Source organism: Pseudomonas sp. 15C (genome assembly GCF_055484735.1).
Genome location: NZ_JBUDGD010000024.1, coordinates 1 through 20,624, shown reverse-complemented (window position 1 = coordinate 20,624; position 20,624 = coordinate 1). Strand labels below are relative to the sequence as shown.

General features: G+C 60.7%; 24 protein-coding genes. 8 read left to right on the top strand and 16 right to left on the bottom strand.

Features of this window, described 5'->3' with window-relative positions:
* Nucleotides 1–150: 150 nt before the first annotated feature.
* Genes ACYYKW_RS14320 through ACYYKW_RS14285 form a run of 8 tightly spaced genes read right to left on the bottom strand, consistent with a single transcriptional unit; the run spans nucleotide 151 to nucleotide 6,414 of the window.
* Nucleotides 151–1,056: a metal ABC transporter substrate-binding protein gene (locus ACYYKW_RS14320; protein WP_464990404.1), complete on the bottom strand. Its 906-nt coding sequence runs from the start codon at nucleotides 1,054–1,056 to the stop codon at nucleotides 151–153.
* Nucleotides 1,057–1,956 (bottom strand): metal ABC transporter permease, encoded by a 900-nt coding sequence (locus ACYYKW_RS14315; protein ID WP_093099808.1) that lies wholly within the window; start codon nucleotides 1,954–1,956, stop codon nucleotides 1,057–1,059.
* Entirely contained in the window at nucleotides 1,956–2,804 is an 849-nt protein-coding gene (locus ACYYKW_RS14310; RefSeq protein ID WP_093099811.1) for a metal ABC transporter ATP-binding protein, read from the bottom strand. Before ACYYKW_RS14310 ends, ACYYKW_RS14315 begins: the two co-directional genes overlap by 1 nt.
* Nucleotides 2,801–3,766: a metal ABC transporter substrate-binding protein gene (locus tag ACYYKW_RS14305; RefSeq protein WP_408003537.1), complete on the bottom strand. Its 966-nt coding sequence runs from the start codon at nucleotides 3,764–3,766 to the stop codon at nucleotides 2,801–2,803. The genes ACYYKW_RS14310 and ACYYKW_RS14305 overlap by 4 nt, the downstream gene beginning before the upstream one ends.
* Complete coding sequence (locus ACYYKW_RS14300) at nucleotides 3,766–4,341, bottom strand: DUF6162 family protein (protein ID WP_464990403.1); 576 nt, start codon at nucleotides 4,339–4,341, stop codon at nucleotides 3,766–3,768. The genes ACYYKW_RS14305 and ACYYKW_RS14300 overlap by 1 nt, the downstream gene beginning before the upstream one ends.
* Nucleotides 4,338–4,679, bottom strand: coding sequence for a hypothetical protein (locus ACYYKW_RS14295; protein ID WP_336357038.1), 342 nt, complete (start codon nucleotides 4,677–4,679; stop codon nucleotides 4,338–4,340). The genes ACYYKW_RS14300 and ACYYKW_RS14295 overlap by 4 nt, the downstream gene beginning before the upstream one ends.
* On the bottom strand, nucleotides 4,676–5,218 hold the full coding sequence (locus ACYYKW_RS14290; protein ID WP_464990402.1) for a thiamine pyrophosphate-binding protein: 543 nt from the start codon (nucleotides 5,216–5,218) through the stop codon (nucleotides 4,676–4,678). The genes ACYYKW_RS14295 and ACYYKW_RS14290 overlap by 4 nt, the downstream gene beginning before the upstream one ends.
* Nucleotides 5,215–6,414 (bottom strand): PepSY-associated TM helix domain-containing protein, encoded by a 1,200-nt coding sequence (locus ACYYKW_RS14285; protein ID WP_090284814.1) that lies wholly within the window; start codon nucleotides 6,412–6,414, stop codon nucleotides 5,215–5,217. Before ACYYKW_RS14285 ends, ACYYKW_RS14290 begins: the two co-directional genes overlap by 4 nt.
* A gap of 400 nt (nucleotides 6,415–6,814) precedes the next feature.
* Between ACYYKW_RS14285 and leuC the strand changes: the two genes are divergently transcribed.
* Both leuC and leuD read left to right on the top strand, forming a co-directional pair.
* Entirely contained in the window at nucleotides 6,815–8,233 is a 1,419-nt protein-coding gene (gene leuC, locus ACYYKW_RS14280) for a 3-isopropylmalate dehydratase large subunit (protein ID WP_464990401.1), read from the top strand.
* Nucleotides 8,230–8,844, top strand: a complete 615-nt coding sequence (gene leuD / locus ACYYKW_RS14275; RefSeq protein WP_464990400.1) for a 3-isopropylmalate dehydratase small subunit — start codon at nucleotides 8,230–8,232, stop codon at nucleotides 8,842–8,844. The genes leuC and leuD overlap by 4 nt, the downstream gene beginning before the upstream one ends.
* Before the next feature lie 126 nt (nucleotides 8,845–8,970).
* Here the strand turns inward: leuD and ACYYKW_RS14270 are convergent, their stop codons facing one another.
* From ACYYKW_RS14270 to soxR, 4 genes are all read right to left on the bottom strand, one after another.
* Nucleotides 8,971–9,921 carry a LysR substrate-binding domain-containing protein gene (locus ACYYKW_RS14270; protein ID WP_464990399.1) on the bottom strand — a complete coding sequence of 317 codons (951 nt, stop codon included), beginning with the start codon at nucleotides 9,919–9,921 and terminating at the stop codon, nucleotides 8,971–8,973.
* A gap of 24 nt (nucleotides 9,922–9,945) precedes the next feature.
* Complete coding sequence (locus tag ACYYKW_RS14265; RefSeq protein ID WP_464990398.1) at nucleotides 9,946–10,821, bottom strand: alpha/beta fold hydrolase; 876 nt, start codon at nucleotides 10,819–10,821, stop codon at nucleotides 9,946–9,948.
* Nucleotides 10,822–11,044: 223 nt separating this feature from the next.
* Complete coding sequence (locus ACYYKW_RS14260) at nucleotides 11,045–11,503, bottom strand: VOC family protein (protein WP_464990397.1); 459 nt, start codon at nucleotides 11,501–11,503, stop codon at nucleotides 11,045–11,047.
* 102 nt (nucleotides 11,504–11,605) lie between these two features.
* Nucleotides 11,606–12,058 (bottom strand): redox-sensitive transcriptional activator SoxR, encoded by a 453-nt coding sequence (gene soxR, locus ACYYKW_RS14255; protein ID WP_093099831.1) that lies wholly within the window; start codon nucleotides 12,056–12,058, stop codon nucleotides 11,606–11,608.
* A 90-nt stretch (nucleotides 12,059–12,148) separates the two neighbouring features.
* Between soxR and ACYYKW_RS14250 the strand changes: the two genes are divergently transcribed.
* The 5 genes from ACYYKW_RS14250 to ACYYKW_RS14230 all read left to right on the top strand — a co-directional run bounded on the left by ACYYKW_RS14250 (nucleotide 12,149) and on the right by ACYYKW_RS14230 (nucleotide 16,867).
* Nucleotides 12,149–12,514 carry an antibiotic biosynthesis monooxygenase gene (locus ACYYKW_RS14250; protein ID WP_336357186.1) on the top strand — a complete coding sequence of 122 codons (366 nt, stop codon included), beginning with the start codon at nucleotides 12,149–12,151 and terminating at the stop codon, nucleotides 12,512–12,514.
* 130 nt (nucleotides 12,515–12,644) lie between these two features.
* Complete coding sequence (locus ACYYKW_RS14245) at nucleotides 12,645–12,914, top strand: hypothetical protein (RefSeq protein ID WP_464990396.1); 270 nt, start codon at nucleotides 12,645–12,647, stop codon at nucleotides 12,912–12,914.
* Between the two features lie 101 nt (nucleotides 12,915–13,015).
* Nucleotides 13,016–13,630 (top strand): LysE family translocator, encoded by a 615-nt coding sequence (locus ACYYKW_RS14240; RefSeq protein ID WP_208940372.1) that lies wholly within the window; start codon nucleotides 13,016–13,018, stop codon nucleotides 13,628–13,630.
* A gap of 205 nt (nucleotides 13,631–13,835) precedes the next feature.
* Nucleotides 13,836–15,002, top strand: a complete 1,167-nt coding sequence (locus ACYYKW_RS14235; RefSeq protein ID WP_464990395.1) for an aminotransferase class V-fold PLP-dependent enzyme — start codon at nucleotides 13,836–13,838, stop codon at nucleotides 15,000–15,002.
* A gap of 56 nt (nucleotides 15,003–15,058) precedes the next feature.
* On the top strand, nucleotides 15,059–16,867 hold the full coding sequence (locus tag ACYYKW_RS14230) for an aminopeptidase P family protein (RefSeq protein WP_464990394.1): 1,809 nt from the start codon (nucleotides 15,059–15,061) through the stop codon (nucleotides 16,865–16,867).
* A 49-nt stretch (nucleotides 16,868–16,916) separates the two neighbouring features.
* Here ACYYKW_RS14230 and ACYYKW_RS14225 read toward each other — a convergent pair whose 3' ends face one another.
* Together ACYYKW_RS14225 and ACYYKW_RS14220 are read right to left on the bottom strand one after the other, a co-directional pair.
* Nucleotides 16,917–17,513, bottom strand: coding sequence for a 2-hydroxychromene-2-carboxylate isomerase (locus ACYYKW_RS14225; RefSeq protein WP_090284791.1), 597 nt, complete (start codon nucleotides 17,511–17,513; stop codon nucleotides 16,917–16,919).
* 48 nt (nucleotides 17,514–17,561) lie between these two features.
* Complete coding sequence (locus ACYYKW_RS14220; protein WP_336357181.1) at nucleotides 17,562–18,290, bottom strand: SDR family oxidoreductase; 729 nt, start codon at nucleotides 18,288–18,290, stop codon at nucleotides 17,562–17,564.
* Nucleotides 18,291–18,381: 91 nt separating this feature from the next.
* Between ACYYKW_RS14220 and ACYYKW_RS14215 the strand changes: the two genes are divergently transcribed.
* Nucleotides 18,382–18,951, top strand: a complete 570-nt coding sequence (locus tag ACYYKW_RS14215; RefSeq protein WP_464990393.1) for a TetR/AcrR family transcriptional regulator — start codon at nucleotides 18,382–18,384, stop codon at nucleotides 18,949–18,951.
* 1 nt (nucleotide 18,952) lies between these two features.
* Here the strand turns inward: ACYYKW_RS14215 and ACYYKW_RS14210 are convergent, their stop codons facing one another.
* Together ACYYKW_RS14210 and rhtA are read right to left on the bottom strand one after the other, a co-directional pair.
* Entirely contained in the window at nucleotides 18,953–19,234 is a 282-nt protein-coding gene (locus ACYYKW_RS14210; RefSeq protein ID WP_090284785.1) for a hypothetical protein, read from the bottom strand.
* Between the two features lie 166 nt (nucleotides 19,235–19,400).
* Nucleotides 19,401–20,288 (bottom strand): threonine/homoserine exporter RhtA, encoded by an 888-nt coding sequence (gene rhtA / locus ACYYKW_RS14205; RefSeq protein WP_093099847.1) that lies wholly within the window; start codon nucleotides 20,286–20,288, stop codon nucleotides 19,401–19,403.
* Nucleotides 20,289–20,624 lie beyond the last annotated feature (336 nt).

Genomic DNA, 20,624 nt, shown 5'->3' with positions numbered 1-20,624 from the left:
TAGGGGCAGCGGGTTTTTTTATGTGTTGGATTTGTATTGCTCGGGCGGACCTCATCGCCAGCAGCTAGCTCCCACAGGGGATTATCGGTGAACACAACCCCTGTGGGAGCCAGCCTGCTGGCGATGAACGATAACCCGGTCAGACTGAAATTACGCTCCGCTCAACCCTTTGATCAGCGCATCCACGTTGCCTTCCAGTTCCGCCACCGGATCCACCGCATCGGTGCTCAATACCAGCAAGCGGCTGCCCGATTCGGCAATCGCCGCCGTCACCGCTTCCGATGGCTGACGATGATGCAGCACCACCGCGACGTCGTTGTCCTTGAGGGTCGCCGTGAGTTTCTTCAGATCCTCAGCCGTCCATTCTGCGTCGGGTCGCGCATCCTGACCGATCAGCTCCAGATTGAGGCTGCCGATCAGATAGCCGAAGTGATCGCTCAAACTCATCACGCTGAGGTTATCTGCACGGGCCAGGCGCGCCTCGCTGTCGGCGCTGAGCTTGAGCAAGCGTTGTTTCAGCGTCGCCAGATTCGCCTCGATTTTCGCTTTGGCGCCCGGTGCCAGGCGCACCAGATCAGCCGCCATTACATCGGCCATGCGTCCCATGTTGTTGCTGGCCAGCCATGGCTGACTGTTCAAACCATCGACTTTGAGATCTGGCTGTACGGCAATGCCGGGCAGGGCGCCGTCGACCGGGCGCGCCGCGTCGACTTCGACGATGCGGATATTGCTGCGCCGGGCGATCGGGTACAGCTGATCATCCGGCCACAGCGAGCGCACGCCTATCACCGCGTCGGCATCGCTGGCCAGTTTGCTCAGGGCCGGCGCGCCACGCCCGGTGAAGTAGGCGCTCTGCCGGCTGCCCGGCAGGTTCGCCGGTGCCGCACGTTCAAGACTGACATCCGTGCCGTTGAGCAGAATCTCGCCCAGACCATAGGTAATCGGCAACGAGGCCAGGACCCGCAGCGGCTTGGCGTTTTCGGCTGCCATCAATGGGGTGCTGACCAAGCCGCACAGGGCCAGGGCCAGGGTCAGTTTGCGCAATGAAAAGATCATTTATCCAAGATTCCCTTTCAGGCTGGGGACAACGCCGCGGGCAACGGCGGCGAGGGCGAAGGCGATGCCGGCGACCAGAATGATCGCGGCGCCGGACGGGATCGGCAGATCGAACACGATCGGCGCGAGAATCCCGCACAGCGTGCTGACCGTGGCGATCAGCACCGAACACCAGAAAAAGCCCTTGAGCGACTGGCTGAGCAAGCGGGCAGCGGCAGCCGGAATCACCAGCAAGGCACCGACCAGAATCGCGCCGATAACTTTTACCGCCGCTACGGTGATCAAGGTCACCAGAATCACGAACAGATAATCCAGAGTCTTCACCGCTACGCCACGCACCGCCGCCAGTTGCGGGTTGAAACTGGCCAGCATGATGCGGTTGTACAGCGGCAAGGCGAGGGCCATGACCAGCGCGCCGACAATCGCCAACACCGCAATGTCGTTGCCGTTGACCGTCAGCACCGAACCGAACAGCACGTTCTCGAGAATGTGCACGTTGATCTTGCCGGCGAGAATCAGCAGCAGACTTGCCCCCAATGCCAGCGACACCGAAAGGAACACGCCGATCAACGTGTCCGGTGCCAGCCCGGTGCGGTTGCGCAGATAGTTGAGCAGGATGCCGAACAGCAGGCAGTAGCCGAACAGGGCGCCATAGGGGCCGGTGTAAGGTTCGCCGAGCAGAATGCCGATGGCCACGCCGGTCAACGCCGCGTGGCCGACGGCTTCGGAGAAAAACGCAAAGCGCTTGACCACTACCAGCGTGCCGAGGCCGCCGAGCACCGGGCCGATCAACAGGCCGGCGAGCAACGCATTGACTACGAATCCGTAGGCCAGCGCTTCCGGCAAATAACCGGAAGAAGCCCAGCCCTGCACCATCAAACGAAAGGCTTCGTAACTCATCAGGCAGCACTCCGCGGATGGGTGGAAAACAGGCTGAGCAGCCGTTCCGGGGTCAGCGCCTGTTGCGGCGTGGCGTCGAACAGCACGCGACGATTGAGCCCGGTGACCTGATCGGCCAAACGGCCAACCGCTTCCAGATCGTGCTCGATCCACAGCACCGTGATACCCGCCGCGCGCCAGTCACCGAGCAGGCGTTCGAATACCTGAATCCCGGCCTCATCGAGGGCCGACATCGGTTCATCCAGCACCAGCAGTTGCGGCGCCGGAATCAGCCCCTGCGCGAGCAAAACGCGCTGACGTTCGCCACCGGACAGTGCGCCCATGCGCCGCTTGCGCTTGTCCTGCATGCCGACGCGCTCCAGCGCCTCACCGATGGAGGCAGCGTAGCGCTTGCTCAAACCAAGGAATGCCGGGCGGCGCTGACACATCGCCGCCATGAAATCGTCGACCGTCATCGGTAAACCGCGATCGAACTCCAGCGCCTGCGGCACGTAACCGATGGTGCCGGGCGCGCCGGGCCACTGCAGACTGAGCTGGCCCTGATGGGGCATCTGCCCAAGCAAGGTCTTGATCAGCGAACTCTTGCCGCCGCCGTTCGGGCCGACCAGCGCATGCACGCTGCCGGGCTTCACCTGGAAGGTGACCTTGTCGAGAATGGTCGTGCGGCCCAGCGTCAGTGAGACTTCCGCAAAATCCAGCGTCGGCCCCGTAACCTGTAGGGGTGAGCCTGCTCGCGATAGCGGTGTGTCATTCAACAATGATGTTGGCTGGCCCGGCGCCATCGCGAGCAGGCTCACTCCTGCAGGGGATTTGGTGTTTTCTGAACAGAGGGTTTCCTTTGAAGTCATGCGCCAGACTCCTGAATCGCCCGAACCACGGTGTTGAGGTTGCCGGTCATTTCCTTTTCGTACTTGTCGGCGGTGTATTCGCCATAGGAAATGTGCGACAGCGGATATAGCTTCACCCCGGACTCACGCTGAATGGTGTCGACATAAGTGGACGGGAAATCCATCTCCGAAAAGATCACCTTCACGTCCAGCTCGCGCAGTTGATCGATGGTCTTTTTCAACTGACTCGGGCTTGGCTCGATGCCGTGGGCCGGCTCGACCACCGCGGTGACCTCCAGGCCAAATTCGCGCAGCAGGTAGTCATACGCCGCGTGCACCGTGGCGACGCGCAATTCGGCGTTGGGTGCCTGGGTCAGTTTCGCCAGAGCGTCGGCGCGCATCTGTCGCAGGCGTTTGCCATAGGCGCGAGCGTTCTGCGTGTAGGTCTTGGCGTTGTCCGGGTCGAGTTTGCCCAGTTCGCGGGCGATGTTGTTGACCTGGGCGATGGACGCGCTGATCGACAGGAACGTGTGCGGATTGACCACCTTGCCGGCGCCGCGCGCGGCCACCCCGGTGGCCGCCAGCAGCGGGACGTTTTCGTTGGCTTCGATGGTCTTGATGTTCGGTGTTTCGCTGGCGGCGATCATGCGGTCGGCGAAGTCGTCATGGCCGACGCCGTTGAGCACGATTACATCCAGTCCGCTGATGCGCTTGATGTCCTCGGCGCGCGGCTCATAGGCGTGCGGGTTGAAACCGGCGGGAATCAGCGGCACCACTTCGGCCTTGTCGCCGACGATGTTCGCCACATAGCTGTAATACGGGTGCAGGGTGATGCCGATGCGCAGGCGCTTGGCCTGATCGGCGCTGACCAGCGGGCTGAGCAGGCAGGCGCAGAGGCCGAGCAGAAACGAACGCAGCAACGGACGGCGAGGTAATGAAATGGACATGGGCAAGCAGTCTTCTCTCGAAAATGGGCGAGGCATCAATGGCGATGTTCGCGGGTTACCCCGGCATCGTATTGCGCGACAATCTGTTTCCAGCCAGCAGCGGCGAGGGCCGCGTCGGTCAATTCGGCCGGTGTTTGAAGATCCGCGCCACGGTTGAGCCAGATGTCCGGCGCCGCCTGGTCATCGCTGCTCAGGCGCATCAGGAACGAACCGGCGACGCTGGTCGACTGGCTGTGACCGAAGTAGGCGGTGTCGCCGAGCAGTTGCCAGGCATGCCCGCCACGGCTGATCGAACTGGCATCGCGGGCAAACGGCGCGAACCCTTCGTCCGCAAGAGTTTGCGGCGTTGGCAGCGCTTGCTGTTCTTCACGCAGCAGACGGATTTCATCGAGGGTCACGCGCAGATCGGCATAAATGCCTTGTTCGGATGCGGTGAGGTCGCGGCGGGCGTCCAGCTGATTGCTGGCCACCGGCTCCGGCTCGTGGGACACGCCGCGCCAGGCCACCACGGAACCGGCAATTGCCAGAATCAACAGGCACAGCAGCAACACATTCAGGGTTTCGTGACCGGCGCCGGCCGGGCGCACGATTTGCGTGGTTGGCGTACTCATGGGGCCTGGATATCCGCTTGGTCGATTTCGACCACATGGCCGGGACCCGCGTCGAACAGTACGTAGAATTCGGCGCCGGGCTTTTTGAAGGTCAGGGTCGAATCGGCGCCGAGCTTGCCCGGCACCAGGATCGTTTCGTCATAGCCGATCACATCGAGGGTTACCCCTGGGGCGCCGCTGCCGTCGGAGAAGCCGCCGGTGCATTTGATCTGTTCGGCGTCGATGGCTTTGCATTCGCACATCGGGTTATGCGCCAGCGCGCTGCTGCTGAAAGCGGCGCTCAGCACCAGCAACGCGGCGCTGAAGTGCAGGCGCGAAGCACGTTGAAAGCGAGTCATGGTCGGGCTCCTTGTTTGTTCAGCCAGTCGAGGGTGGCGGGCGAGGCCTGGCTCAGGGGAATAGAGGCCTGGTGCATGCTGCCGTCCCAGCCTTCCATGGTGATCCACAGTTCGGCATCGGCTTTGGTTTTTTCCGGCACCGGCAATTGCGCGCCCATGCGATAGGGCGTGCCGAAGAACAGCGCGCCGGCTGCGCGCAGGCTGCGCGGTTTGCCGATCCGCAGGTAGGTGGCCTTGACCTGGTCGATGCAGGCCTCGCAGAGCGCAGCGTTAAAACCTTTCATGTAGCCGGCCGGGCCTTCCAGACGCGGCGCTTCGTTGCGCAGTTCGGCCAGACGCAGACTCCAGGGTCCGACGGCGATTTCGCCGACTTCGCGCTCACCCAGACCGATATCGCCGCGAAACAGCGCGGCATCGGCGAAGTATTTGGGCATGAAGCCCAACGGAATCAGCAACAGCAGAACGTTGATGTGGAAGCGCCACTTATGCCAGAACCGGCTCAGGCGCGAGGGTTGCAGTGCCGCAATGGACTTGCTCACGGGTTGACCTCTGCAGGTTCACGATTGATGGCCGGTTGCGCCGTCACGCGGGTTTTCTTCGATTCACGCTTGAGCGCATTGGCGGTGGCCAGTGCGGTGCGTTTGGTCCAGATCAACAGGCCGCTGAGCACCATCATGCTCAGCACCAGACCGAAGAAGAACCAGATCAGCTTGATCCACAACCCGCCGAAGTCGCCGGTGTGCAGGGGGCGCATGGATTCGGTGACGAACTCCAGCGCAGTGCGATCGGACAACAGTCGCGAAGCGGCCAGATCACCATTGAACGGGTTGAGCGTGGCGGACTGGAACATCAGCGGATACCAGCCACGGCCACCGAGGTTCATATGGCTGTAGGCATTGCCCGGCAGGCTGACGAAGCTGACTTCCAGGCCAGGGATTTTCTGCTGTGCGACTTCAATCGCGCGGTCGAGGCTGATGCGCGGCGGTGGTGTGCCGTCGGCGGAGATCGGCACCGCTTCACGCGCCATCGCCGGAATGACCGGCTCGCTGGAAATGGAAATGTGATTATCGAACAGCAGCGCTTCGATCAGGAACCAGATGCCGGTGATCGAGATCACCGCGATGAACCAGATCGACCAGATGCCGCTGAGGCGGTGGAAATCGCCCCAGAAGATCCGCGCACCGTGACGAAAGCGCAGGGTCGGGCGGAAGAAGCCTTTCCAGAAGCGTTTATAGACCACCAGCCCGGTGATCAGCGAAGCCAGCAACGGCAAACCGAGGAACGACACCAGATACCAGCCCCAACTGAAGCCGTTAGTGAACGGCACCAGCCACCAGCCATGCAGCGCACGGGTGAAGGCTTTGAAGTTGAAGTCCGGCGCGCCGCCCTGAATGACCCCGGTATAGGGATTGACGTAAACGGTCTGCGAACGCCCGTCGGGGTAGCTGACGTTGACGTCGAGGGCAAAATGCGACTCGTCGGGCCGGCTGATGCGCTGCACCACGGTTTGCGGTTCGGCTTGTTTGATCGCGGCCAGAATCTGGTCGTAGCTGAGCCGTGGCGCATCGTCCGCCGGCTGGCTGGCGCGCATCTGCGGGTTGGCCAGCCAGACGATTTCCTGGCTGACTACCGCCAGCGTGCCGGTGACACAGACGATCAGCACAAAGAACCAGATGGGCAAAGCGAGCCAGCTATGCACCAGGAACCACAGTTTGGAACGGGATTTCTTCGACATGGTTGCGCGTCTTGTTTTCGGTGAAAGGGGCATGACTACGGGCTTCGCAGCGCTGTTTCCCTGGAAGGTCCGGCCGTGGCTTTTGCCTACGCGGCAGGCCTGCATCTATATAGGACGGATGAGCGCGGCAAATCCCGATAAACGATATGAAAGAAAATGTTTCGCGTTTCCACCAAGCGCAACCGCCCTGTAGGAGTGAGCCTGCTCGCGATAGCGGTCTGTCAGACAGAGCAACTCCGACAGATACACCGCTATCGCGAGCAGGCTCACTCCTACAAGGGGATTCGGTGTGTCTGGATCGAACACGCTTCATGAATGACGCCATCACCGTCTGCCAATTGATGGCCCGTGCATGCTCCCTATGATGGGCATCACCGGATTCCCTGATGAGCGCCCCGTGATGACCGCCAGAACCCTCTACGCCAAACACATCGACTCGCACACGGTTTGTCGTCTCGACGATCAGGGCCATGTGCTGTTGTATATCGATCGCCAGGTGATCAACGAATACACCAGCCCGCAGGCCTTCAACGGTTTGCGTGCTGCCGGACGCAAGGTGTGGCGGCCGGGCACGGCGCTGGCGGTGGTCGATCACGTCAACCCGACCGCGCCGCTGCGTATTGCCGCCATGCCCGACGCGGGCGGCGCCCGGCAAGTGTCGTATCTGGCAGAAAACTGTCGGGACTTCGGCATCGAATTGCTCGACATCCTCGACAAGCGTCAGGGCATCGAACATGTGATCGCCCCGGAGCAGGGCTTCATTCTGCCGGGCATGGTGATTGCCGCTGGCGACAGCCACACCACGACCTACGGCGCCCTCGGTGCGTTCGGTTTTGGCATCGGCACCTCCGAGATCGAGCACCTGCTGGCGTCACAGACACTGATCTACAAACGCCTGAAAACCCTGCGCGTGACCATCGACGGCGCGCTGGCACCGGGCCTGACCTCCAAAGACGTGATCATGGCGCTCATCGGCCGGATCGGCGCTTCCGGAGCCAGCGGTTACGCGATCGAATTCTGCGGCTCGACCATCGCTGCCCTGAGCGTCGAAGCGCGCATGACCATTTGCAACATGGCGGTCGAGGCCGGCGCGCGCGGCGCGTTCATGGCGCCGGATGACAAGGTGTTCGCCTACCTCAAGGGCAAGCCGCGTGCACCCACGGGCGCGTTGTGGGAGCAGGGCGTGGAAAAGTGGCGTGAGCTGCGCAGTGATCCGGGCGCGGTGTTTGACCGCGAGATCCACCTCGATGCCAGCGTCCTCGAGCCGATGGTCACCTGGGGCACCAGCCCGGATCAGGCGGCAGCCATTGGCGCGCATGTACCGGACCCGCAAGCGATCAGCGATCCGATCCTGCGTCGAGACATGCGCCGCGCCCTCGATTACATGGGCCTCGAAGCGGGCATGGCGCTCAGCGAGATCGCCATCAGCCACGCCTTTATCGGCTCGTGCACCAATGCGCGCATCGAAGATTTGCGTGACGCCGCCCGAATCGTCGATGGCCGACAAGTGGCCGGGCACGTGCGGGCGATGATCGTACCCGGTTCCAGCGAAGTCCGCGCCCAGGCTGAGGCGGAAGGGCTGGCGCGGATCTTTATCGACGCCGGCTTCGAATGGCGCCAGTCCGGTTGTTCGATGTGCCTGGCGATGAACGACGATGTGCTCGCGCCCGGCGACCGCTGCGCCTCCAGCACCAACCGCAATTTCGAAGGTCGCCAGGGCGCCGGCGCGCGCACCCACCTGATGAGCCCGGCGATGGTCGCCGCCGCGGCGATCAGCGGCCGACTCACCGATGTCCGCGATTTTGGAGAACGCCCATGAGCCTGCAACCCTTCACGCAAGTCAGCGGCCAGGCCGCGCCGTTGCTGGCGGCCAATATCGACACCGACGTGATCATGCCCAAACAATTCCTCAAGGGCATCGATCGCCAGGGCCTGGATCGCGGGGTGTTCTTCGATCTGCGCTTTCTGCGCGATGGCCGGCCCGATCCTGATTTCGTGCTGAATCAACCGGCGTGGCAGGAGGCGAAGTTTCTCGTGGTCGGGCCGAATTTCGGCTGCGGCTCCAGCCGTGAACATGCCGTGTGGGGTTTGCAGCAAATGGGCATCCGCGCGCTGATCGGCAGCAGCTTTGCCGGGATTTTCTACGACAATTGTCAGCGTAACGGCGTGTTGTTGATCACCCTGGACGAGGCGCAGGTGCAGCGGATTGGCCGGCTGGCCGGACAGTCGGAAACGGCTCGGATCAGCATTGACCTTGAGGCGCAGCAGATCAGCCTGGCCGATGGCTCGGTTGTGGGTTTTGAGATCGACACCTTGCGCAAAAGCGCGTTGCTGCTGGGACTCGATGCGATCGGCAGCACCTTGCAGCGGCGCGAGCAGATCGAGGCCTTTGAGCGCGAGCATCTGGCCAGCAACCCATGGCTCGCCTGACCCACCATTAATCCTCTTGTAGGAGTGAGCCTGCTCGCGATAGCGGTTGATCAGTCAGAGTTGCTTTGTCTGACACACCGCTATCGCGAGCAGGCTCACTCCTACAGGGGATGGTGGTGTTTGCAGTTACAGGGACAACTCTTTGAAATGCTCTTGCAGAAACTCCACACACGCGCGCAATTTCCCCGAATGCGCCAGGCGCGTCGGGTACACCGCCCAGACGTTGGCGCTCTGGCTGTAAGCGTCGAGCACCTGCACCAGACGCCCTTGCTCCAGCAGCGGTTTCACGTCCCACAATGAACGCAGCAGAATCCCGCGGCCGTCCAGCGCCCATTGCAGGACGATCTCGCCATTGTTCGAGGACAGCGGCCCGCTGACCCGCACGTCTTCAACGTCGTTTTCGCCCTCCAGATTCCAGATGCCGAAAGCGTTGTCGCGCTCCTTGATCACCAAGCAGTCATGCGCTTGCAGGTCTTCGAGGGTCTGCGGTGTTCCGCGGCGTTGCAGGTAAGCGGGGGCGGCGCACAGCACGCGGCGATTACTGACCAGACTGCGGCCGATGTGCTGGCCGGGAAGGTCATCGCCCACGCGAATCTCCAGATCGAAACCTTCGTCGATGATATCGACTACCCGGTCAAACAGGTCGAGACGAATCTCCAGTTGCGGATAACGTTCTGCCAGTAGCGACACCGCCGGCGCCACGTGATTGCGGCCGAAGCCGAAGCTGCTGCAGATGTGCAAACGCCCACGCGGGCTGGCGTGGGCGTCGGACAATTCGTCGTGCAATTGCTGAAAGTCATCGAGAATGCGCAGCGCCCAACGTTGCACGCACTCGCCATCTTCGGTCAGCGAGACGCGACGGCTGGTGCGGTGCAGCAGACGCGTGCCGAGGGTGCTTTCGAGAATCTGGATGCGTTTGCTGACATAAGCCGGTGACAGCCCCAACTCATCCGCCGCGGCAGCGAAACCGTTCTTGCGAATCACCGTGAGCAGTACACGCAGGTCTTCGGGCAGGGGCAAGGCGTCTTTATTCCGGGACATGGCAAAACGGGCACTGGCGGGACGAGCCGCCAGCATAGCACCGCGCTGTGCAGACGCGGCTCAGCGCAGAAACGCCAGCGCTTCGGCCAGCAGTAATTCGGGGACTTCTTCGGCGATGTAATGGCCGGCGGGCAAGGCCTGGCCGCTGACATTGGCGGCTACCTGTTGCCATTCCTTGAGCGGATCGAAGCAATTCCCGACGGTGCCTTCCGCGCCCCACAGCACGCGCAACGGCAGATTCAGTCGATGTCCGGCGGCGATATCGGCGCGATCATGCACCAGATCGATGCTGGCGCTGGCGCGGTAATCCTCGCAGAGGCCGCGCGCACTGCCCGGTTGTCGCAGGCAACGCAGGTATTCGCCAAACGCCTCATCGGTGAACGGCTTGAACCCGGCACTGCGACTGCCCATGACACTGCGCAGATAGCCTTCAGGATCGGCTTCGATCAGGGTTTCCGGCAGTGGCGCCGGGCGGATCAGGAAGAACCAGTGCCAATACGCGCGGGCGAAGGCTTCGTTGGTTTGCGCATACATTGACAGGGTCGGCGCAATGTCCAGCAGCATCATGCGTTGCACGGCCTTGGCGTGGTCGAGCGCCAGACGATGGGCGACCCGCGCGCCGCGGTCGTGAGCGAGGATCGAGAACTGCGCCAAACCCAGCGACTGCATCAGCTCGACATTGTCGCGTGCCATTTGCCGTTTCGAATAATTGCTGTGCGCGTCATCCGCAGGCGGACGGCCGCTGTCGCCATAACCGCGCAAATCGGCGGCGACCACGGTGAAATGCTCGGCCAGGGATTCGGCGATCTTGTGCCAGATTACGTGGGTCTGCGGATGGCCATGCAGCAGCAATAATCCTGGGCCGCTGCCACCGATGCGGTAAGCAATGTCGACGCCGTTGACGTGACGCTGGTCTTTGCGGAATCCGGCGAACATCGGGTGAGTCCTTCTTTCAGGGTTCTTGTTGGATGCATCCTGAAATTGTCCGGAGTGTCTAGCAAGGGCTAAAGCGTGGTGAGCAGGTTCATGAACTGTGTTCAGGGAGTTTTGAGTTGCCTTTGCCGGCGCTATCGCGAGCAGGCTCACTCCTACAGTTGAAATGCATTCCAAGTGTAGGAGTGAGCCTGCTCGCGATAGCGCCGGTGCAGACACCGAACGCTCAACTCTGCTGAAACATCTCCATCGCCCGCTGCTTGATTTGCTCTTCAGTCAAATCCTCCTTGTGCGTAGCCAGGAACCACAGATGCCCATACGGGTCCTTCAGCGTCCCGCTGCGATCGCCGTAGAACTGATCCTTGACCTCCGACACCGACGTCGCCCCGGCATCCAGTGCCTGTTGAAACGATCGATCAACATCGGTCACATACAGATGCAAACCGACCGAAACCGCTTGCTCCGGATTGCTCAACGGCCCCTGATCGCAGGGCGAGCCGAGCATGATTGCGCTGTCGCCAATGCGCAGCTCGGCGTGACCGATGGAGCCGTCGGGCATGGCCAGGCGCATGACCTCGGTGGCGCCGAAGGCTTTTTTATAAAAGTCGATGGCCTCGGCGGCTTTGTGAATGCCCAGGTACGGGGTAATGCTGTGATACCCCTCGGGAATGGGTTTGACGCTCATGACGTTCTCCCTGATTTTGTTCTACGGAATGGGCTCCACCAGACGGGTGGAAAAACCACTATAGAACGCTCGGCGCAGTGCAGACGTTTGCCCGACGAGCCGTCAATCGTTGGGAAAATGCGGCCCCGGACCCTGTTCACCGAGCACATCGCCGTGATTGCGCAGCGGGCAGGCCTCCATCGACAAACAGCCGCAACCGATACAACCGTCGAGGCGGTCACGCAGTAACAGCAATTGTTCGATGCGCTCATCCAGCTCCTTCCGCCAGCGCTCGGAGAGGATCTTCCAGTCGGCTGCCGTCGGCGCGCGATCATCCGGGAGCATTTGCAGCGCGTCGCCAATTTGCGCCAATGGAATGCCCAGGCGCTGCGCCACTTTGATCAGCGCCACCCGGCGCAGCACCTCACGCCCATAGCGGCGTTGATTGCCCGCGTTGCGCTGGCTTTTGATCAAACCTTTGGTTTCATAAAAATGCAGGGCCGTGACCGCGACGCCGCTGCGCGCCGCCACTTCACCGACGGTCAACGGTTTACGCACCTGTTCTTTACTGATCATTGGAAACAGCTCTTGACCTTGACTTAACTGGAGGTTTTACCCTGCTGGCCTTCGAGTCGCAAGATTCGCCTGACGATGAGTGGGGACACCATGCAAGCATCCGCGCAAAACCGCAGCTTCACGCAATTGATCGAATTTGAAATCGAACCGGTGCAGCAGCCCGCCCTGGTGACGGAGCTGGCGCTACAAACCGAACGCCTGGCCCAGCGTTATGCAGGGTTCGTCAGCGCGAGTGTGCAAGCCAGCGACGATGGCCGGCGCGTGCTGGGGTTTCTGCAATGGCAGACCCGCGAGGCGGGGGAGGCGGCGTTTCGCAGTTTCGAGACCGGTGAGCAGGATTTCTGGCAACTGATCCGCCGTCATCGGGCGAAAACCATCACCTTCAATTCGTTCCAGGTGCTCAGCAGCATCGCGCGTAGCCACGATGACGCGCTGCATTGCCGGTTGCTCGGTTAGGCCGATTTGGCGATTCATCGCTGGCCGTGGCGAATTACTGATAGCCACTATTGAGAGCGTTGATTTCTGCGCGAGCGTGCCGCGGCGTAGCCTTTCTACATCGACCAACACTGCTCGCCAGGACGCTCCCATGAATCGTTTACTGACTGTTTCGCTGCTGCTCGCTGTTTCCATACTCGCCGGATGTGCCGGCCATGTCGCGCCGGAATTGCGCCCTTACACCGCCGAAGAATCCCGCGAACTGGCGCTGGAAACACTGAACCGCAGCGGCCTGTCCTTCGACGAATACCACGCGAAAAAAGCCGCGCTGCTGGGACAGCCACAGAAATCCTACGGGTTCGATCAGCAAGGCGAAATGAGCGCTGAGCGTGCCGTACAGCTGCACGGTCGCCCAAGCTGAAACGCAACTGTACTGCTGCAAGTTTTCCGCAACTGTCCGTGGGCCGGGCGGGCGCAGTGGGATAGGGTCTACCTCTGAATGACCTTGATGGACTGCCCGCTATGACCCTCTCGCTTGATCTGTTGTTGGGCTTTGCCCTGTTTGCCCTTGTCACCTCGATAACGCCGGGGCCGAACAACACCATGTTGTTGGCATCGGGGGTGAACTTCGGCTTCAACCGCACCATTCCGCACATGCTCGGCATCACCTGCGGCTTCTTCGTTCTGGTGGTGGCGGTGGGCTTTGGTCTGGGCGCGGTGTTCCAGAACTATCCGATCCTTTACACGATCCTGCGCTATGTCGGCGCGGCGTATCTGTTGTATCTGGCGTGGAAAATCGCCCACTCGGGGCCGGTCGGCGACAGTGTCGAAGGCGAGGCCAGGCCGATCAGCTATCTTGGCGCTGCGGCGTTTCAATGGGTCAACCCGAAAGCGTGGATCATGGCCATTGGTGCGATCAGCACCTATACGCCGATGCAGGGCTATTTCACCAACGTCGTGGTGATCGCTGCGGTGTTCGCCATCATCAACCTGCCCAGCGTCGGCGTCTGGGCCGCCTGCGGAACGTTGCTGCGCAATGTGCTGAAGGAGCCGCGCTGGTTGCGCGTGTTCAACTGGGGCATGGCCGCGCTGCTGGTGATTTCCCTGTACCCGTTACTTCTCGAAAGCTTTAGCTGATGCATTGCTTCAACCGCAGGCCGGATGCCTGTTAAGCTCGGCTTCAGGAGCGTTCCTACGCACTTTTAAATGAAGTTGTCCTTCTTTAACGGCATCCGATCAGGTATTGATGACGCTCTCGAACCGACGCGCAGCTCACAAGGCTGCGCTGTGCCGTTTGCAGACACGAGCCTCCTGATCCCGGAACACGCTCTGCGAGTCTTTTATGAACACACGTCCGTTGTATTTCGATTACGCCGCCACCACCCCGGTGGACGAGCGGGTCATCCAGGTGATGATCGAGTGTCTGGGTTTTCACGGCAATTTCGGTAATCCGGCCTCCAGCTCCCATGCTTTCGGCCAGCAGGCCCGGCACACGGTCGAGCAGGCGCGCCGGCAGGTTGCCGGACTGGTCGGCGCCGATGCCGAGCAGATCGTCTGGACCTCCGGCGCCACCGAATCCAACAACCTTGCCCTCAAGGGCGTGGCGCAGGCGCGCGGTGTGCCCGGTGGCCACATCATCACCAGCCAGATCGAACACAAAGCCATCCTCGATACCGCCCGCCAGTTGCAGGACAGCGGCGTCGCCGTGACCTGTCTGGTGCCCGACGCCAATGGTTTGATCACCGCGCAGGCGGTCAGCGAAGCGATGCGCGATGACACTTTTCTGGTGTCGCTGATGCTGGTCAACAACGAGTTGGGCACCGTCAATGATGTTCAAGCGATTGGCGAAGTCGTGCGGGCCCGCGGGGCGTTGTTTCACGTTGACGCCGCGCAGGGTGCCGGCAAAGTCGCCATCGATCTGCGGCAATGGCCGGTGGATCTGATGTCGTTTTCCGCGCACAAACTCTACGGCCCCAAAGGCATCGGCGCGTTGTACGTCGGCCCGCGCGCGCAGCAGCGTGTGCAGGCGCAGATTCACGGCGGTGGTCACGAAGGTGGGTTGCGTTCCGGGACGTTGGCAACTCACCAGATTGCCGGCATGGGCGCCGCGTTTGCCTTCGCCGCCGAAGCCTTCGACGCAGAGAAAACAACCATTGTCGCGCTGCGCCAACGCCTGCTCGAACAATTGCTGAGCCTGCCGGGCGTACGCTTGAACGGCTGTGCCACCCAGCGCATCCCCCACACCTTGAGCCTGACCTTCAGCGAAGGTGAATTCAACAGTGCGGCGTTGAGCCAGTCGATCGCTTTTTCCGCGACGTCGGCGTGTAATTCGGCAAGTAACGCGCCGTCTCACGTGCTGCTGGCACTGGGGCATGACGCGCATCTCGCCGGCCGTACAATCCGCTTGAGTCTCGGCCGCTTCACCACCGCCGAGGATGTCGACAAGGCTGTTGAACTGATCAAGAGCGCCTGCGCCAGTGCCCCGGCCTTCTGGGCAACAGGCCTTTAAACGAGCCGGATAAACGGCTACGAACAATAACGATGAAGTGATTAGCAGGAGACATGATGAGTACCCAGACCTTGACCGAAGGATCGGTGCCCCAGCGCCTGGCGCACACCCGCGAACTGATGCACCGCGAAGGCATCCATGCGTTGCTGGTGCCGTCCGCCGACCCGCATTTGTCGGAATATCTGCCGGGCTACTGGCAGGGTCGGCAGTGGCTGTCGGGTTTCCATGGTTCGGTCGGCACGCTGATCGTCACCGCCGATTTCGCCGGGGTCTGGGCCGACAGCCGCTACTGGGAACAGGCGACCAAGGAACTCAAGGGCAGCGGCATCGAACTGGTCAAGTTGCAACCGGGGCAGCCGAGCCCGCTGGACTGGCTGGCCGAACAGACGCCGGAAGGTGGTGTGGTCGCGGTTGACGGTGCGGTAATGGCCGTGGCATCGGCGCGTACCTTGAACAGCAAGCTCGAAGCACGCGGGGCACGTCTGCGCACCGACATCGACCTGCTGCAAGACGTCTGGAGCGACCGCCCGAGCTTGCCGAATGCCCCGATCTATCAGCATTTGCCACCGCAGGCGACCGTCAGCCGTGGCGAAAAACTCGCCAGATTGCGCGAAACCTTGCAGGAGCGCGGGGCCGACTGGCATTTCATCGCCACCCTCGATGACATCGCCTGGCTGTTCAACCTGCGCGGCGGCGACGTGTCATTCAACCCGGTGTTTGTCTCGTTTGCCTTGATCAGTCAACAGCAAGCGACGCTGTTCGTCGCGCTGAGCAAAGTGGATGCGCAGTTGCGCGCAGTGCTGGAACAGGATGGCGTGACGCTGCGCGACTACAGCGACGTTGCGCATGCTTTGCGTGACGTACCGAAGGGCGCGAGCCTGCTGGTTGATCCGGCGCGAGTGACCACCGGCCTGCTGGACAACCTCGACAGCGAAGTGAAACTGGTCGAAGGCTTGAACCCGACCACGCTCGCCAAATCGCAGAAAAGCGAAGCGGATGCGCAACATATTCGCCGGGCAATGGAGCAGGACGGTGCGGCGCTGTGCGAGTTTTTCGCGTGGCTGGAATCGGCCTGGGGACGCGAACGCATTACCGAATTGACCATCGACGAGAAGCTGACGGCTGCACGTGAGCGGCGTCCGGATTATGTCTCGCTGAGCTTCAATACCATTGCCGCTTTCAACGCCAACGGCGCCATGCCGCATTACCATGCCACCGAAGAAGAGCATGCGCTGATCGAAGGTGACGGCTTGCTGCTGATCGACTCCGGCGGGCAATACCTGGGCGGCACCACTGATATCACGCGCATGGTGCCCGTCGGCACGCCGACCGAAGAACAGAAACACGATTGCACACGGGTGTTGAAAGGCGTGATTGCCCTGTCGCGGGCACGCTTCCCCAAAGGCATTCTTTCACCGTTGCTGGATGCCATCGCGCGTGCGCCGATCTGGGCAGACAACGTCGATTACGGTCACGGCACTGGTCATGGCGTGGGTTATTTCCTCAACGTCCATGAAGGTCCGCAAGTCATTGCCTACCAGGCCGCGGCTGCGCCACAGACGGCCATGCAGCCGGGAATGATCACTTCGATCGAGCCGGGCACTTATCGCCCGGGTCGTTGGGGTGTGCGTATCGAAAACCTGGCGATGAACCGCGAGGCGGGCAGCAGTGAGTTCGGTGAGTTCCTCGAGTTCGAAACTCTGACGCTGTGCCCGATCGACACGCGTTGCCTCTTGCCGACACTGCTGACGGAAGAGGAGAAACAATGGTTCAACGCTTATCACGCCGAGGTGCGTGAACGTTTAAGCCCATTGCTGGAAGGCGCTGCATTGGAATGGCTGAACACGCGGACCGCAGCCATTTAAGCGATTGACACCCGGGCGCTGTAGCCAGCGCCCGGGTGTTTGCTTTGCTTTAGAGCTGGCGCAACGCCGCTTCGACAAAATCCAATCGATCCTGTCCGAAGAACAACTGGTTGCCGACAAACATGCTCGGTGCGCCGAAAACACCGCGTTTAACGGCGGTTTCGGTATTGTCCTTGAGGGCTGCTTTGACTGTTTCGTCATTGACCAACGCCATCACTGTCTGCGGGTCGAAACCGTGTTCGCTCAATACGGCCGCTACGGTTGCTGGCTCATTCAAGCTGCGTCCTTCAACCCAAAGCGCTTTGAACAGGCAGTCGATAAAAGCCTGAAAACGTTCGGGATGATGAAGCTGAATGCCCGTCACTGCGCGCATCAGCATCAGCGTATTGATCGGAAAATGCGGATTGAATTTCAGCGGCACTGCGTAGCGTTTTGCATAGCGGTCCAGATCCTGAAACATGTAGCGACCCTTAGCCGGAATCATCGCCGGTGAGGCATTGCCGGTCGCCTTGAACACGCCACCGAGCAGCATCGGAATGTAGCGCAACTCACTGTCGGTTTCGGCGCAGATCTTCGGTAACTGGGTGTAGGCCAGATAGGTGGCCGGGCTGCCGAGGTCGAAATAGAACTCTACTGCTTTGCTCATTATCGCGTCTCTCTGCTTATTGTTATGGCGAGTGGTTATGGCGAAGGTTTACCAGCGTTCATTCCATGGGCGCAGATCCAGTTCGAAGGTCCATGCGTCCCTTGGCTGACTGTGCAGAAACCAATAGTTGTCGGCAATGTGTTCGGGGTTGAGTATGCCGTCCTGATCCTTGGTGGCGTACTTCTCGGGAAAACTGGTGCGAATGAAATCAGTGTCGATAGCCCCATCGACCACAATGTGGGCGACATGGATGTTCATCGGTCCCAATTCCCGCGCCATGCTTTGCGCCAGCGCGCGAATACCGTGTTTGGCTCCGGCGAACGCCGCGAACCCCGCAGCGCCACGTAGCCCGGCGGTCGCACCGGTGAACAGAATCGTGCCGCGCTGACGGGTTACCATGCGTTTTGCCACTTCGCGGGCATTGAGGAAGCCCGAGAAGCAGGCCATTTCCCAGATCTTGAAATATTTGCGCGCGGTTTCTTCGAGAATGCTGCACGGCACGTTTGCGCCGATATTGAAGACGAAGGCTTCGATCGGACCGAGGCGGGTTTCGATATCTTCAATCAGTGCGATGACATCCTCTTCCTTGCGCGCATCGCAGGCGAAACCGTGGGCTTCACCGCCTTCAGCGTTGATCGCGTCAACCAGCGGTTGCAATTTGTCGGCGCTACGTCGGGTAACGCAAGCGACGAATCCCTCCCGGGCAAAACGCTTGGCAATCGCTCCGCCCGTTGAGTCTCCAGCGCCAACCACCAATACGACCTTCTTGTTATTCATGGGTGAATCCCTTTATTAAACGATCGTTAAGTGAACGAACGTTATGCTAGGATCCGGGCAACGTCAAGGTCATCGAATCGAGGGCAAATCCATGCGCTATTCCGCCAGTCACAAGCTGGAAACCCGAGAGAAGTTATTGCAGAGCAGCGCGCTGTCGGCAAAACGCTCGGGGTTTTCCACGGTTGGCGTCGATGCGCTGATGAAGGCGATCGGCTTGAGCGGCGCGGCGTTCTACAGCCATTTTTCCTCGAAAGATGAACTGTTCACGGCGATTGTCGAACGCGAGCTGAGCCAAAGCCTTGAGCGTCTGGGCGGGGGTGGGGAGGGCGAGCAGGATCGTCAGCGATTGCAACGCTGTCTCAAACACTATTTGAGCATGACCCACGTCGAACAGCCGGAAGTCGGTTGCGCCTTGCCGGCGCTGGGCGCGGAAATCGCCCGCTCGGATGAGCAGGTGCGCGAGCAAGCGCAATTGTGGATTTGTCGGTTGCACGAGCGCTGGGCTCAGATGTTGGAAAGCGACAGCCTGGCGTGGTCGATTCTGGCGCAATGTGTCGGCGCGCTGGTAGTGGCGCGCATGCTGGTCACGCCGGACATTCAGCAAGCGGTGCTGAAGTCCAGTCATGACGAGATCGGCCGTCAGATGGCCGAACCACGCTGAGCTATTTACAAATGACGATCATGCTGCGGCTGGTGTAGCCAGCAGGGTTGAGACCGAACGGATAATCGCCGGGCTCTTCGACGGCGTCACCGGATTTGGCAATCACCTTGTAGCCTTTCGGCAAACAGGCGTTGGCGGCACTGGCGTAGCACTTGTCCCAGGAGGACGATAGCCCCGAGCAGTTGATATGCAGCCCTTTTTTCCCGCGCTTGACTTGAGTTTCCGAAGTCGCCGCACAACCCGCAATTGCCAGGATGGCGATCAGTAGCAAAATTCGTTTCATTACCGTCCTTATAGCGGCCACGAGTCTGTCGCTCGGGTCTGCCTGTGTTCGCTACGCGTCGAGCGTTGTCCGTCCCTGTGTGAAAAAATCCATGTCTGGCATTGGGTTACCGGGCTAAACATGGCCTAAATGCGCCGCAATTGCCAGACCTTCGTCACTTGCGCATTCAATCGGCCGCGATTGCCGGTTTCGCCGCGCTGCCCATGGTCATGGTGGCGCCGACGGAAGCCAGAATAATGCACAGAATGGCCATCCATTGTGACAGCGTGAGGAATTCCTGCAGAAACAACAGGCCGGACAGCGCGCCGAAGGCCGGCTCGATGCTCATCAACGTGCCAAAGGTACGCGCCGGCATGCGCGTAAGTGCGACCATCTCCAGCGTGTAGGGCAGGGCAGTGGACAGGACCGCTACACCGATTGCGATCGGGATCAACGAGGGGGTTAGCAACGCTGCGCCAGCATGGACGATGCCGATCGGCGCTACGAACAGCGCGGCGATCATCACCCCGAGTGCAGCTGTCGTGACGCCATTATCGGCCCCGGCCTTTTGTCCGAACAGGATGTACAGCGCCCAGCAAACCCCTGCGCCCAGTGCATAGCCGGCGCCCACCAGGTCGATACCTACGCTGGTGGCTCCGCTGGGGATCAACAGGAACAAACCAATCGCAGCGAGGGCGATCCACAGAAAATCGATTGCCCGGCGGGAAGCATAGATCGCCACGGCGAGCGGGCCGGTGAATTCGAGGGCAACGGCAATGCCCAGCGGGACCGTGCGCAATGACATATAGAAGAGGAAGTTCATGCCGCCCAGCGCCATCCCGTAGACGATTACGGTGCGCAGCGATCTGGCCGTCAGCTTGGCCCGCCAGGGGCGCAGTATCAGCAACATGATCACACTGGCAAAGATAAGGCGCAGCGTAGTGGTGCCCTGAGCACCAACGACGGGAAACATGCTTTTCGCCAGGGAGGCGCCGGACTGGATCGATGCCATGGCGATTAATAGCAGGCCAACCGGAAACAACAGAGAGGCAAGCGATCGTGGTTGGTCATTCATTGCGTGGCATCGTCCAAAGTAAGAGCAGGAGAGGTTTATTGTTGGTATTGGGCAATATACTGCGCATTGGTTTTCGTTACGTCTATATACAGATGGCGTTTTTAACTGTTTCGATAGAAATACGAAATTACTGCTTGACGGTGGATCGGATCTGTCTATAATTCGCCCCACTTCCGGCGCAGTCGAAACGGAAAACTCCTTGAGATTCAACGAGTTAAGTAGGTTTCGGCGGTAAGCGGCTTCAGTTCATCGAAGCTCGAAAGGAAGTTGAAAAAGAGGTGTTGACAGCAGCGTGTAACGCTGTAGAATTCGCCTCCCGCTGACGAGAGATCGGAA

Bases quoted from the DNA above. Each gene is read 5' to 3' on its own strand.
- ACYYKW_RS14320 (WP_464990404.1), bottom strand. From the start codon at position 1,056: ATGATCTTTTCATTGCGCAAACTGACCCTGGCCCTGGCCCTGTGCGGC.
- ACYYKW_RS14315 (WP_093099808.1), bottom strand. From the start codon at position 1,956: ATGAGTTACGAAGCCTTTCGTTTGATGGTGCAGGGCTGGGCTTCTTCC.
- ACYYKW_RS14310 (WP_093099811.1), bottom strand. From the start codon at position 2,804: ATGACTTCAAAGGAAACCCTCTGTTCAGAAAACACCAAATCCCCTGCA.
- ACYYKW_RS14305 (WP_408003537.1), bottom strand. From the start codon at position 3,766: ATGCCTCGCCCATTTTCGAGAGAAGACTGCTTGCCCATGTCCATTTCA.
- ACYYKW_RS14300 (WP_464990403.1), bottom strand. From the start codon at position 4,341: ATGAGTACGCCAACCACGCAAATCGTGCGCCCGGCCGGCGCCGGTCAC.
- ACYYKW_RS14295 (WP_336357038.1), bottom strand. From the start codon at position 4,679: ATGACTCGCTTTCAACGTGCTTCGCGCCTGCACTTCAGCGCCGCGTTG.
- ACYYKW_RS14285 (WP_090284814.1), bottom strand. From the start codon at position 6,414: ATGTCGAAGAAATCCCGTTCCAAACTGTGGTTCCTGGTGCATAGCTGG.
- leuC (WP_464990401.1), top strand. From the start codon at position 6,815: ATGACCGCCAGAACCCTCTACGCCAAACACATCGACTCGCACACGGTT.
- leuD (WP_464990400.1), top strand. From the start codon at position 8,230: ATGAGCCTGCAACCCTTCACGCAAGTCAGCGGCCAGGCCGCGCCGTTG.
- ACYYKW_RS14270 (WP_464990399.1), bottom strand. From the start codon at position 9,921: ATGCTGGCGGCTCGTCCCGCCAGTGCCCGTTTTGCCATGTCCCGGAAT.
- ACYYKW_RS14265 (WP_464990398.1), bottom strand. From the start codon at position 10,821: ATGTTCGCCGGATTCCGCAAAGACCAGCGTCACGTCAACGGCGTCGAC.
- ACYYKW_RS14260 (WP_464990397.1), bottom strand. From the start codon at position 11,503: ATGAGCGTCAAACCCATTCCCGAGGGGTATCACAGCATTACCCCGTAC.
- soxR (WP_093099831.1), bottom strand. From the start codon at position 12,058: ATGATCAGTAAAGAACAGGTGCGTAAACCGTTGACCGTCGGTGAAGTG.
- ACYYKW_RS14250 (WP_336357186.1), top strand. From the start codon at position 12,149: ATGCAAGCATCCGCGCAAAACCGCAGCTTCACGCAATTGATCGAATTT.
- ACYYKW_RS14245 (WP_464990396.1), top strand. From the start codon at position 12,645: ATGAATCGTTTACTGACTGTTTCGCTGCTGCTCGCTGTTTCCATACTC.
- ACYYKW_RS14240 (WP_208940372.1), top strand. From the start codon at position 13,016: ATGACCCTCTCGCTTGATCTGTTGTTGGGCTTTGCCCTGTTTGCCCTT.
- ACYYKW_RS14235 (WP_464990395.1), top strand. From the start codon at position 13,836: ATGAACACACGTCCGTTGTATTTCGATTACGCCGCCACCACCCCGGTG.
- ACYYKW_RS14230 (WP_464990394.1), top strand. From the start codon at position 15,059: ATGAGTACCCAGACCTTGACCGAAGGATCGGTGCCCCAGCGCCTGGCG.
- ACYYKW_RS14225 (WP_090284791.1), bottom strand. From the start codon at position 17,513: ATGAGCAAAGCAGTAGAGTTCTATTTCGACCTCGGCAGCCCGGCCACC.
- ACYYKW_RS14220 (WP_336357181.1), bottom strand. From the start codon at position 18,290: ATGAATAACAAGAAGGTCGTATTGGTGGTTGGCGCTGGAGACTCAACG.
- ACYYKW_RS14215 (WP_464990393.1), top strand. From the start codon at position 18,382: ATGCGCTATTCCGCCAGTCACAAGCTGGAAACCCGAGAGAAGTTATTG.
- ACYYKW_RS14210 (WP_090284785.1), bottom strand. From the start codon at position 19,234: ATGAAACGAATTTTGCTACTGATCGCCATCCTGGCAATTGCGGGTTGT.
- rhtA (WP_093099847.1), bottom strand. From the start codon at position 20,288: ATGAATGACCAACCACGATCGCTTGCCTCTCTGTTGTTTCCGGTTGGC.